The following is a 12,423-nucleotide window of genomic DNA, read 5'->3' as shown; positions in this document are numbered from 1 at the left end:
GGAGGATCGGCTTTCCTACCCGGCCGCCATCTGCGTCATCGACGCATAATCCGTCTTCCCGGTTCCCAATAAAGGCAGCGCGTCCAGCACCCTGATCTCCCGCGGCAGAGCCAGTTCCGCCACCCCATGCGCCTTGCCCCAAGCCTGCAAGGCCGCCGCCTTCGCCTCCCGCGCCGTGGTGAACAGCACCAACTGCTCTCCCTTGCGCGCATCCGGGCGCGTCACCACCGCATGTTCCGCATCCGGCCAGACCGCCGAAGCATAGCCTTCCACGGCGGGCAGGGAAATCATCTCGCCGCCAATCTTGGCAAAGCGCTTCGCCCGCCCTCTTATGGTCACGAAACCCTGCTCGTCGATGGTCACGATGTCGCCCGTATCATGCCACCCGCCCTCGGGCGGTTGCAGCACGCCCGGCGCATCGGCCTTCATATAGCCCGCCATGATATTCGGCCCCCGGATCGAAAGCCGCCCGCCCTCGCTGATCCCCGGCACATCGTCCAGCCGCGCCTCGATCCCCGGCAGCAGCCGCCCGACCGATCCGGCGCGGAAATGCATCGGCGTGTTGACCGCGATCACCGGCCCTGCTTCGGTCGCGCCATAGCCTTCCAGGATGCGCAGCCCGAACTTCTCGGCATAGATTTTCCGCGTCTCCTCCCGCACCCGCTCGGCCCCCGCGAAGATGTAGCGCAGCGAATAGAAGTCATAACCATGCGCCATCCGCGCATAGCCCGACAGGAAGGTGTCCGTCCCGAACAGGATCGTCGCATTGGCGTCATAGGCGAGCGCGGGCACGATCCGGTAATGCAGCGGACTGGGATAGAGCAGCGTCTTCACCCCATGGAAGATCGGCAGCAGCGTGCCCCCCGTCAGCCCGAAACTATGGAACACCGGCAGGGCATTGAGCACGACATCGGCCGAATTGAAATCGATCCGAGCCGCCAACTGCCGACAATTGGCCAGCAGGTTGCGATGGGTCAGCACCACCCCTTTGGGCAGCCCTTCCGATCCGCTGGTGAAGAGAATGACCGCCGCATCGTCCGGCGTAACCCCGAGCCGCTTATGCGCCCGCCCGGCAAAGCGGCTGGCGATCAACCCCCGTAGCTTTGCGCCGGTCCCGATGCCCGCCGCCACATCCTCCAGCCAGAGGACAGCAATCCCCTCGGCCTCCAGCCCGGCAGCGACGTCGCCCAGCTTCCCCTGCTCGACAAAGGCCCGGGCGGTCACGATCGTTCTGATTTGCGCGGCAGTGCAGGCCGCTTTCAGGTTCGCCAGCCCCGCCGTGAAATTCAACATCGCCGGCACGCGCCCGCCCGCCTGCAAGGCAAAGAAAACCACCGCCACCCCCGCCACATTGGGCAGCAGCACGCCGACCGCTTCCCCCTGCCGCGTCGAACGGCCCAAGGCCCGCCCCAGCACCAGCGCGCCCGTCACCAGCCGCCCGTAACTCAGCGGCTCGCGCTTCACATCCTCGACCACCAGCGCGCCCGCGCCATGGACATGCCGCGCCTCCAGTAGCGCCTCGAACAAGGTTCGGTCCGTGTCCGATGTCGCGAACATCATCTGGCTCATCTCGTCATAGAGCCGCCGCCCGGCAATCGCGCGCCGCGCCCGCGCCGTCATCTCGCCCTCTATGGCGAAGCGGCGTGGCGGCAGCACGGTCAGCGAGATCTTGGGGAAACGCCGCAACCGCACCTTGCCTCTGAGCCGCGAGAAGGGCGTAAACTGCGCGCCGTCGATCCGCACCGGGATGATCGGCGCATCGGCCTTGTCCGCGACCATGCCGGGGCCGTCGAACACCTTCATCAGCGCGCCGGTCACGGTAATCCGCCCTTCGGGGAAAATCACCAGAGTGCGCCCCTCCCGCACCGCCTTCACCATCGCCTTGGCCGACAGGGGATTGGTCGGATCGACCGGAAAGGCATCGAACAGCGGCAGGAAAGGCTTCACCCACCAGGCCTTGGCGATCCGCGTATGCACCGCGAAAGTCGGCTTGCCAGGCAGGAAAGCCGCCAGCAGCAAGCCGTCGAGAAACGACACATGGTTCACCACCACGACCGCCGGTTCCCCGACGCCGGGCATATTCTCCGCCCCATGCACCTCCACCCGATAGCAAAGCCGCAGCAGCCCCCGCACGATCGCCTTGATGACCGTCTCCGGCAGCAACCAGCAGCTAATCAGCGCAACGGCCAGAGTCGCAAAGCCCATCACCCCGATGACGCCGGGCACGCTCTCCCCTCGCGCCAGCATCGCCGTCACCGCCGACACGACCGCCACCGTGGTCGCCGCATTGACGATATTGTTCGCGGCGATGGTCCGCGACCGCTCCTCACGCGGGCTGTGCGTCTGAAGAATGGCATAGAGCGGCACGATGAACATCCCGCCCGCAAAGGCGATGCCGAACAGATCGACCATGATTCGCCAGCTCCCCGGCGACCCGACGAATTCGGCAATGCCCGCACCCGAATGCACGGGGACATAAGCGCTGGTCGACAGCCACAAATCGATCATGAACCCCGCCAGCGCCAGCGCGGACACCGGCACGAACCGCGCCGATACATGCCCGCCGAGCAGCCGGTTCACCAGCATCGACCCCAGCGCCACGCTGATCGAGAAGATCAGCAGGAAGAAGGTGGCGACCTCCTGCCGCGCCTTCAGAACCCCGCTCACCAAAGGCGCGAATTCCGCCAGCAGCACCGCGCCCACCGCAAAGAACCAGCTTATCCCCAGGATCGACAGCCACACGCCCCGCCCATGCCGGGCGGCCCTCAATATATGCCATGTGCTCCTGAACACATTCCGCTCGATCCGCAGCCCCGGCACCACCGTCGGCGCCGACGGCACCGCCAGACTGACCAAAAACCCCAGCGTCGCCAGCCCGACCGCGACCATGCCGGCTTCCCAGGGCGGAATGACGCCCGCCAGCAACTGCCCGCTCAGGATCGCAAGGAAAGTCCCCGCCTCGATCAGCCCGGTCCCGCCCATAATCTCTTCAGGCCGCAAATGCTGCGGCAAGATCGAGAATTTGACCGGCCCGAAGATCGTCGAATGCAGCCCCATCAGGAACAGGCAGGACAGCAGCACCGGCACCGATTCCAGCCAGAATCCCGTCACGGCCAGCGCCATGATGACGACCTCCGCCGCCTTCACCGCCCGCACCAGCTTTGCCTTGTCCCAGGCGTCGGCCAACTGTCCCGCCAGCGCGGAAAAGAGGAAATAGGGCAGGATGAACAGGCCCGTGGCGATCGTCGCCAGAAGCTCGGCCTTGTCCGGCTCGGCGCGATAGAGGCCGAAATTGGCCAGGAACAGCAGCGCGAACTTCAACAGATTGTCGTTGAACGCGCCCAGGAACTGCACCACGAACAAGGGCGCGAAACGGCGTTTACCCAGCAAAGACAGATCAGGTGCGGACATTTTCTTACCCCCGTCCTTCACGCATTATGCAGCATTTGTCGCGGAGTTGTTAAGCGGCTCACGCAACACGCGATTATAAAGCCATCCAATCCCGATCAGGCTGAACCCCAAAGCCAGGAAGGATGCGATCCGCAACAGGCCGGTGAGGCCGGAGGCATCGAACAGGAACACCTTGGCCACCGCCGCCAACATCAGCAGCAGCGAAGCGATCCGCCAATCCCCGGCTTTCCTGTGTATGCCCCAGAGCAGGAAGCCGATCGCCAGCCCCAAAGCCAGCACGGACCGCAATATGTCCTCCGCCTGGCTCACTCCCGGCACGGTCAGCAATGATCCGACGAAAAGTTGCCGCAGCAAGGCTATCCCGAACAGCGCGATCAACGCCATCCGCAACCCGTCCGCCAGGCGCGGCGCCCAAGTCCCGGCGATCCAAAGCGCCGCGAAGGAGAGTGCAAAAGCAACCGATAGCAGATTGAAAACCGGCCAGCTCCCCACCTCCTGCGGAAACCACAGCGGATCATGCAGCACAACGGTATAGACCAGCAAATGCGCCAGCCCCGCACCCGCGAGCAGTCCTCCGACCGCCCGTCCCAATAGCGGCGGGAAAGGTCGGGGGAGGGCCAGTCGCTCCATCCGCCAAGCCACGAACCCGGCTCCAATCAAAAGCCCCTCCCAAAGCGTCCGCTCCGCCAGGGCGAGGCGCGTCACATCGTCCCAGCTCTCCAGCCCGAAGACCTGCTTATACCCGACATGCACAGCGACCCCGCCCAGCACCGCCGCCACGACCCAGCCGGCCCGTCGCCCGATCACACCGACGACCGAACCGGCCCGCCACAAGGCAAAACCCAATACCACCGCAGGTACCGCCAGACGCCGCACCGCTTCCCCGATCCCCGGCAAATCCCGCGCCAGCATCGGTTCGCCCACCAGCGACAGCAAGGCCTGCCCCAACCAAAGCCCCACCGGCCAGCATGCCCAAAGCGCCACCACCGTCAGAGCCACGCCCAACCCAGGCGCCATCCGTCCCACGGCCAGTTTCCTCGCGCCTTCCGCCAACAGGGCCAGGCCCAAAGCCGCTCCCACCGGCACCCAGATTGCAGGCACCGCCTGCGCCACCGCCCCATAAGCGAGCAGCACGGCCGCGCCCTGCGCCACCATCCGGCCCTCGATAAACCGCGCCCGCCAGGCAAACAGCGCCGCCATCGACGCGCCCGCCGCCCAACATATGAGCCCCTGCCAGGCAGCGTCCGTCGCCGCGCCGCCCCAAAGCCGGACCACCTCATCCGATCCAGCCAAAGCCACGACCGCGCCAAAGGCGAAGCCCCAGCCGCTCCACTCGACCCGCCGATCCCCGGCACGCTCCGCCAGCATCAGCAGCCCCGCCGCCACCGCCGCGATCACCACCGGCAGCATCCATGCCGCCAACCCCAACCCACCGGCCACGACCAGCAGCAGCGCCGCCGCGCTCGCCAGCGTCACGAAGCGCGCATCCTCCCGCCGCCCCTCGCAACTCCAGCCGGTCAGCATCGCCACACCCGGCAAGCTTGCCGCCGCCAGCGCCAGCAGCGCAAATGCTCCATCCAGCCCCTCGCGCCAGAAATGCCCCAGCCCCAGGGAAAACCCGCCCAGCGCCAGCCCGGCGATCTGCCCCGCCTCGACCAGCGTGCCCCCGCGCCAGACCCGCCACAGGGCCGCCCCACCATAAATCGCCACCATCCCCAGCATGACGAGCGCGAAGCGTCCCATCTCCGGATCGGGCCAGACCGCCGCCAGCAGCAGAGCCACAGCCGCCCCGACCGCCGCCAAAGGCCGGAGCGCCGCATCCCGCCCCAGCCACAGCAGCGCGACCGAAAGCAGCCCGAACAGCCCCCAATGCAACAGCGCGAACCCTCCGGTCGCCACCAAGGCGGCCATTTGCGCCGCCGCGACGACCGCTGCGCCGACCCGCAACAGCACCGCCCGCGCGCCCGAAAAGGCGAAAAGCGGTAGCACCACGCCCAGCATCAGCACCAGCAACCCGACTGAAAGCGAAGACGCCCAATCCAGCGCCCCCACGGCCAGCATCACCGCGCCCCAAGCCGCCCCGCCGATCAGCGCACTGACGCCCAGCCACATCCACCGCTGCGCCCGCGACAGCACGGTGAGCCCGCCCACCGCCAAGGCCAGATAGCAACTCAGCAACGGCACATTGGGCTGTCCCGCCTGGACCAGCGCAGGCGCGGCCAGGCCGCCCACCAGCCCCAGCAACGCGCTTGGCGCTCCGAAACGCAGCGACAGCGCCATGGCCAGCCCGGTCACCCCCGCCAGCCCGGCAAAGGCGACCCCCGGTCCCACCAGCCCATACAGCGTATGTGCCGCCAGGATGCTGACATAGAGCGTCGCCAGACCGGCCCCGGAAAGCGCCTGCCGCACCCGCGCATCGCGCACCCGCTCCTCCAGCCGCAAGGCAGCCTCGGCGCACCCGATCAGCGCCCCGCCGAACAACAGCCCCAGCACGATCCGCACCAATGGCGACAGCAGCCCCGCGTCGATCGAATATTTGACCAGCAAAACCCCCGCGACCGCCAGCGTCACCCCGCCCGCCCAGATCGGCAGGCGGCGGCCGAAGAGTTCCTCGAAACCGAAGGAGGGGCGGACAGGGGCTGCGATGGGCTTCTCCGGTTCGGCCGGGGTCTCCTCGATCGGCGGCGGAGGAGGGGCTGTCACACTGTCCGCTCGCCGTTCCACAATCGCCGCGGGACGTAACCCGCGCTCATCCCCCTTTTCGTCATCCCCGCGAAGGCGGGAATCCATTTCCCGCATCTCACCCCAAGGCGAACGCTCAGGAGATGGACCCCCGCCTTCGCGGGGGTGACGGTCGAGGGCGAGGGAAACGCCGACGCCAACGCTCGTCCCCTCCAATGCCGCCAACCGCCGCTCGGCGGCCTTCAGCCGCCCGCGCATGTCGAACAGGATCACCCCGAAAACCAGCAGAACAAGCGCCATGAACATGAGTCGCACCCCTGAAACCCTGCGGAACGATCATCGCACTAGCGTAAAATTAGACACTGTTCAATAAAATAATTAGACAGCGTTCAATTCTTTCACTATCGCTCTGGCATGGGAAGACGGTCCGACCATAGCCGCGAAGAACTGGAGGCGCTGATCCTTGCGGAAGGACACCGCCACATGGCCGAAACCGGCTTCGCCAAATTCTCCTCGCGCGAAGTGGCCAAACGCATCGGCTATTCGGTCGGCACGCTCTACAATGTTTTCGGCAGCTACGACCGGCTGATCGCCGCCATCAACACGCGCACCTTCGACCTCTGGGCCGCCTTTCTGGAGCGACGCCTCGCCCGCGACCCGGCGGACCGCATCGCCGCGCTGGTGGAGGGCTATTTCAGCTTTGCCCAGGACAATATGAATATCTGGATGGCGATCTACGACCATCGCTTGCCGCCCGGCGTCCCCCTGCCGGAGGATTATGCCCGCCAGCGCGCGGGCCTTACCGAAGTCGTCGTGCGCGAAGTCGCCGCCGTCCTGCCGCCGCACACAAGGGACGTCGCGTCACGCCTCGCCCGCTCGCTGGTGGCGACCGTCCACGGCCACTGCACCTTCGCGCTCAACGGCAGCTTCGCCCTTTTGGGGGAGACCGACCCGCTCGAAATGGCGACGGCCCGCGTCAAGGAATCATTGAGGGCCGCCGGGGCAAATCTGTAGCATATGGAGGCAATAGGGGAACGCGACGCAGCCTTCTGAATCTGCTATAGTCCGCCCCGCTGTCTGGGGAGTCGCATCATGGTCTACTGGATGCTCAAGGGCCGGGAATTCGCCAATTGCAACTGCGAATATGGCTGCAACTGCCAGTTCGGCGGCCTGCCCGACAAGGGCCATTGCCAGGCCGCCTTCGGTTTCGCCATCGATGAAGGCCGCCATGGCAATACCGACCTGTCCGGCCTCAACATCGCCGCCGTCTTCCGCTGGCCCGGCCCCATTCATGAAGGGCAGGGCGAATGCGCCGCCTTCGTCGACGAACGGGCGACGGAAGCCCAGCGCAACGCCCTGCTGACGATCATGACCGGCGGCGACACCGCGCCGATGGCGACCGTCTTCGCGGTCTTCGCCTCCACCATCACGACTATGCACGAGCCAAGCTTCGTCCCCGTGGACTTCGATGTCGACGTGGAAGGGCGCAAGGGCCGCCTGCGCATTTCCGGCCATTTGGAAATGGACGGCGAACCGATCCGCAGCCCGGTCGACGGATCGGAAATCCGCGCCCAGATTCGCCTGCCCAACGGCTTCGAATATGAGGTGGCGGAGGTCGGCTCCGGCGCTAGCCGCGCGATCGCGCCGATGCAGCTCGACCATGCGTCCAGCTACGGCCAATTCGCCTATCTCCATCTCGACAGCCACGGCGTCGTCAGGGGCTGATGGTGCCGTTATGGAGCGCGGTGCTCGCCCGGCACCGCTTGATTTCCCTTGTCGCGTTGGCGGTGCTGATCGCGCTGGCCTGGAGCTGGCTGTTCTCCGGCGCGGGCATGGGCATGGCTCCGACGGTTTCGCTGCTGCCCTCGGGCCTTGCCGAAGACCCTATGCTGGCGATGATGATGCCCGGCGATGGACTCTGGACGGCGGCGCAGTTCGTCGTGACGCTCGCCATGTGGTGGGTGATGATGGTCGCGATGATGCTCCCCTCCGCCGCGCCGACGATCCTGCTTTACGCCCGCGCCGTGCATGCCACCGCGCGCCCCGCGACGGAGAGCTTCACCTTGGGCTATCTCCTCGCCTGGGGCGTCTTTTCCCTCATCGCCACGCTGGCGCAATGGCGCCTGGCCAAAGCGGCGATGCTTTCCCCCATGGCGATGGCGACCTCCAGCCGACCGCTTGCCGCCGCGCTGCTGATCGCGGCGGGGGTCTATCAGATCAGCCCGTGGAAGGACGCCTGCCTGCGCCAGTGCCGTAGCCCCGCGCAATTCCTCAGCCGCCATTTCCGGCCGGGATGGAGCGGCGCGCTGCGCATGGGGATGCTCCATGGCGCCTGGTGCGTGGGTTGCTGCTGGATGCTCATGGCGCTGCTGTTCGCGGGCGGGATCATGAACCTCGCCTGGATCGCGCTGCTGACGCTGCTCGTCGCGCTGGAAAAGCTGTTGCCCTGGGGTCGCGCGGTTTCTGTGGCGGCCGGGCTTGGCTGCATCCTCTGGGGGTGGGTGATATTGGTGGGGTGAGGGCTTATTTGCGGGAAGGGGTGGTTGGTGGACATCATCTCCGTCATCCCAGCGAAAGCTGGGATCTCAGGCGATAGGGTGCGGCCTAGCCTCACGAGATCCCAGCTTTCGCTGGAATGACAACCTGTAATATCTGCAATTGGCCATAACTAGCCGTCTATGCCTCGCCCTTTTCCATCCCCGCGTGGAAGGCGATCCTCAACGCTTCGGCCAGACTCTTCACCTCCAGCTTCTGCATCAGGTTGGCGCGGTGGATTTCCACGGTGCGCGGGCTGATGCCCAGATCATAGGCGATGGTCTTGTTGGGCAGTCCTTCCACCAGCCCGTCCAGCACTTCCCGTTCCCGCTCGGTCAGGATGTTGAGCCGCGCCCGGGCGTCGTCGGCCCGCGCGCCCGCCCCGCGATCCGCCACGGCCACCTGTCGAGCCGCATCGACGCAACCCATCAGCGCCGCCTTTTCGAACGGCTTTTCGATGAAGTCGCTCGCCCCCGCCTTCATTGCCGTCACCGCCATGTCGATATCGCCATGCCCGGTCATGATCACCACCGGCAGCATGATGCCCCGCGCCCGCAGCTCGCGCTGCACCGCCAGCCCGTCGATGTCGGGCATCCGCACGTCCAGCAGCACGCAGCCCGGCTCCAGATCGGCGGCTTCCTTCAGAAAGGGTAAGCCGCCCTCGAACAGCTTCACGGCGAAACCGCTCGTCTTCAGCATGAAGGACAGCGACCGCCGGATAGCCTCGTCATCGTCCACGACATAGATGGGGAATGCTTCGCTCATGCCCTATTCTTCCTTGCTGGCCGCATTTTGCGAGCCGTCCACTGCGTCCAGGGTGAAGTGAAAGGCCGTGCCGCCCCATTGCGACGGCGCAGCCCAGATGCGCCCGCCATGCCCTTCGATGATGGTCTGGCTGATCGACAGGCCAACGCCCATGCCGGACGCCTTGGTGGTGGTGAAGGGGGTGAAGAGCGTGCGCGACATTTCCGGCGCCAACCCCGGCCCGCTGTCCGCGACAATCACCTCGACCCGGCCGGCGTCGGTTGGGGAGGGGGCCGGGATGGCGGACAGGCGCAGGATGCGCGCCGGGCTGTCGGCCATTGCCTCCACGGCGTTCTTGGTGAGGTTGATGATGACCTGCTGCAACTGCACCCGGTTGACCAGCACCTTGTCGACACGCGGATCGACGCTGATGTCCATGTCCAGCCCCCGGCTGTCGACGCCGATGAAGGCCAGCGCCGCCCCTTCCGCCAGCAGCACGCGCAGGGGTTCGGGCTGGCGCAAGGTTTCGCCGCGCTTGATGAACTCGCGCAGGGACCGGATGATCTCGCCCGCGCGCAGCGCCTGGTTCGCGCTTTCCGCCATCGCCTCGCGCAGCAATTCCCGGTCCACCGGCCCTTCGGCGTCGAGCATGTCGCGCCCCGCCTCCAGATAATTGGCGATGGCCGTCAGGGGCTGGTTGAGTTCATGCGCCAGCGCGGAGGCCAGCGTTCCCATCGCCGTCACGCGGCCGACATGGGCCAGCTCCGCCTGCAAATCGGCCACCCGCCGCTCGGCCTGCTGGCTTTCGGTGAGGTCGCGGATGAAGCCGGTGAACAGCCGCCGCCCCTCATCCTGCACCTCGCCCACCGACAGTTCGATGGGAAAGGTCGACCCGTCCCGCCGCCGCGCGCTGGTCAGGCGGCCGACGCCGATGATCCGCTTTTCCCCGGTCGACAGATAGTGATGGATATAGCCGTCATGCCTTTCCCGGTCGGGGGAAGGCATCAGCATCGAGATATTCTCGCCCAGCACGTCGCTTTCGGCATATTGGAACATGCGCTGCGCTGCCGCGCTGAACGACACGATCTGCCCGCGCATGTCGATGACGATCAGCGCGTCCGGCACGGTCGCCAGGATGGAGCCGAGCAGAGCCTGTTCCAGACTATGCTCGCGCTGCGTCAATCCATCGGTTTCGTCGTCCGCTACCGCCATGCCCCTACCATGCCGTGGCTTCAGTGCGCCAGCAAGAGCGGAACATGCACTTCGCGCAGCAGGGCGCGGGTCACGCCGCCGAACACCATTTCCCTCAGGCGGCTATGGCCAAAGGCGCCCATCACCATCCAGTCCGGCTTCAGCACGCCGATGGCGGCCTTCAGCGCCGCTTCGACGGTGCGGCCGTCCTGCGGCCAGGTGTGGAACTGGCATTTGATGCCGTGGCGGGCCAGATATTCCGGCGCATCGGTGGCGGGGAAGGGATATTTGCCCGCTTCCTCGACCGTCACGACATGCACTTCCTCCGCCAGTTTCAGCAGCGGCACGGACAGGCGCAGCGCGGCGGAGGCTTCCTGCGAACCCTCCCACGCCACGACCGCGCGGCCCGTGACCGGAAAGGACTTCGCCGTCTGCGGCACGGCGATCACCGGAACCCGCCCGGCCAGCGCCAGATCGGCGGCCAGATGCAGCGGATCGGCAAATTCCTTGCGCGGGCCGGCCGGCAGGGTGACGATCATGCCGTCGGTCAGCGTCGCGGCGGACAGCAGGCCATGGACGACATCGCCCTCCACATGGCGCCAGTCCCAACTCACACCCTCCCGGCGCAGCCGGTCCTCTATGCGTGTACGGGCCTTTTCGTCGATATCGTAGAGTTCGGCCATCATCGCCGGCGCCATGGACGCGCCGCCATACATGTCAGCCGCGACGAAATCGGGCACGGCGGTCACCTGCACGCAATGGATATGCGCGCCCGATGCACGGGCCAGATCGCAGGCCGCCTGCAAGCGGCTTTCCGCGCCATGATCTTCATGAATGTGCAGCAGGACCGATTTCATTGTCTGTCTCCCGGCAAGCGTCTCTTCCCCATCTGGCTAGGACTGCCTCGGCGCGGTCGCCATCAGGAATAATCCTTATATCTCTTTTCGCGGCGGAATCCGATTGCAATGGTCATGAGCTGGACGACCATACGCCTCGAACTTGCCCGGACGCCGGCCTTTCCCAACGGATCGGCGGCGCGAAGCTATGTGCTACGCCTGCCGCTGGGCAGCGGCGGCCTGATCGACGAAAAGGAATATCGCATCCATCCCGAACTGGCGACGGCGCGCCGTTTCTGGCCCAACGAGCCGGACCGGCACGGCACATTGCTGCACACCCGGCACGGCTGGGCGCTGTCCTATGAGCCGGGGGAGGCGGATGACGAGAAAATCTATCGGCTAGACGCGCACACCATCCAGCCGGGCGCCTATCTGACGCTGACCGATCCGGATGGGGAATGCCTGCCCTTCGTGGTGAAGGGGCTTAGCCCGGCCTGATGGCATCCGCCCTCACCGCGGCGGAATGGCGTGATCAGGGTTAATCGATTTTACATTATTCGCAAAACGGCGCATCCTGCAACCGAAATGGGGCAGGGGGGAATAATGCCGCAGATCAAGGGGCTGATCGCAAGAATGGCGGCGGATCGTTCCGGCGCGTCTGCGGCGGAATATGCGTTGCTGCTTGGCTTGCTGGCTGGTTCGGTGGCGATGGCGACCTGGGCTCTGGGGCAATCGATCACCGGCGCCCTGGATGACAGTGCGGCGCTTATCGCGCGCTATGCCGGAGCATCGGGCGCCGATGGAAGCTCTTCCTCGACAGGCGCATCCTCCGCCACGCCGGGCGCGGGAAGCTCCTCCTCCTCCACTCCACCCGGCAATTCAGGCAGCGCGCCCGGCCAGAACGGGACGACGCCCGGCCAATCGGGTTCCAATCCCGCCAGCGGCAGCGCCCCGCCTGGCCAGTCCGGCACGAATCCGGGACAAAGCGGCAGCAATTTCGGCCAGTCCAAGAAGAATCCCTGAG

At 66.2% G+C, this 12,423-nt stretch carries 10 protein-coding genes; 5 read left to right on the top strand and 5 right to left on the bottom strand.

Features of this window, described 5'->3' with window-relative positions; translation table 11 throughout:
* Nucleotides 1-15: 15 nt before the first annotated feature.
* Both VVT58_RS18175 and VVT58_RS18170 read right to left on the bottom strand, forming a co-directional pair.
* Nucleotides 16-3,411, bottom strand: a complete 3,396-nt coding sequence (locus VVT58_RS18175; protein WP_327752343.1) for an acyl-[ACP]--phospholipid O-acyltransferase — start codon at nucleotides 3,409-3,411, stop codon at nucleotides 16-18.
* 24 nt (nucleotides 3,412-3,435) lie between these two features.
* Entirely contained in the window at nucleotides 3,436-6,399 is a 2,964-nt protein-coding gene (locus VVT58_RS18170) for a DUF2339 domain-containing protein (RefSeq protein ID WP_327752342.1), read from the bottom strand.
* Nucleotides 6,400-6,507: 108 nt separating this feature from the next.
* On the opposite strand from VVT58_RS18170, the gene VVT58_RS18165 reads away from it, so the two are divergent.
* The 3 genes from VVT58_RS18165 (at nucleotide 6,508) to VVT58_RS18155 (ending at nucleotide 8,612) form a co-directional block, all read left to right on the top strand.
* Nucleotides 6,508-7,107, top strand: coding sequence for a TetR/AcrR family transcriptional regulator (locus tag VVT58_RS18165; RefSeq protein ID WP_327752341.1), 600 nt, complete (start codon nucleotides 6,508-6,510; stop codon nucleotides 7,105-7,107).
* Between the two features lie 78 nt (nucleotides 7,108-7,185).
* The gene (locus VVT58_RS18160) at nucleotides 7,186-7,818 is read left to right on the top strand and encodes a DUF1326 domain-containing protein (RefSeq protein ID WP_327752339.1); all 633 of its coding nucleotides are present in this window, start codon (nucleotides 7,186-7,188) and stop codon (nucleotides 7,816-7,818) included.
* Nucleotides 7,819-7,820: 2 nt separating this feature from the next.
* Complete coding sequence (locus VVT58_RS18155; RefSeq protein WP_352000142.1) at nucleotides 7,821-8,612, top strand: DUF2182 domain-containing protein; 792 nt, start codon at nucleotides 7,821-7,823, stop codon at nucleotides 8,610-8,612.
* Nucleotides 8,613-8,769: 157 nt separating this feature from the next.
* Here the strand turns inward: VVT58_RS18155 and fixJ are convergent, their stop codons facing one another.
* Genes fixJ through VVT58_RS18140 form a run of 3 tightly spaced genes read right to left on the bottom strand, consistent with a single transcriptional unit; the run spans nucleotide 8,770 to nucleotide 11,420 of the window.
* The gene (gene fixJ / locus VVT58_RS18150; protein ID WP_087574462.1) at nucleotides 8,770-9,393 is read right to left on the bottom strand and encodes a response regulator FixJ; all 624 of its coding nucleotides are present in this window, start codon (nucleotides 9,391-9,393) and stop codon (nucleotides 8,770-8,772) included.
* A gap of 3 nt (nucleotides 9,394-9,396) precedes the next feature.
* On the bottom strand, nucleotides 9,397-10,584 hold the full coding sequence (locus tag VVT58_RS18145; RefSeq protein WP_327752337.1) for a PAS domain S-box protein: 1,188 nt from the start codon (nucleotides 10,582-10,584) through the stop codon (nucleotides 9,397-9,399).
* Nucleotides 10,585-10,604: 20 nt separating this feature from the next.
* Nucleotides 10,605-11,420 carry a universal stress protein gene (locus VVT58_RS18140; RefSeq protein WP_327752336.1) on the bottom strand — a complete coding sequence of 272 codons (816 nt, stop codon included), beginning with the start codon at nucleotides 11,418-11,420 and terminating at the stop codon, nucleotides 10,605-10,607.
* A 114-nt stretch (nucleotides 11,421-11,534) separates the two neighbouring features.
* Between VVT58_RS18140 and VVT58_RS18135 the strand changes: the two genes are divergently transcribed.
* The gene (locus tag VVT58_RS18135) at nucleotides 11,535-11,897 is read left to right on the top strand and encodes a hypothetical protein (RefSeq protein ID WP_087574464.1); all 363 of its coding nucleotides are present in this window, start codon (nucleotides 11,535-11,537) and stop codon (nucleotides 11,895-11,897) included.
* Between the two features lie 105 nt (nucleotides 11,898-12,002).
* Entirely contained in the window at nucleotides 12,003-12,422 is a 420-nt protein-coding gene (locus VVT58_RS18130; protein WP_327752335.1) for a hypothetical protein, read from the top strand.
* The last annotated feature ends 1 nt before the right edge of the window (nucleotide 12,423 follow it).

Source organism: Sphingobium sp. SJ10-10 (assembly GCF_036038995.2).
Classification (GTDB): domain Bacteria; phylum Pseudomonadota; class Alphaproteobacteria; order Sphingomonadales; family Sphingomonadaceae; genus Sphingobium.
Note: the sequence above shows the minus strand (reverse complement) of the source record. Positions and strands in the feature narration are given on the sequence as shown.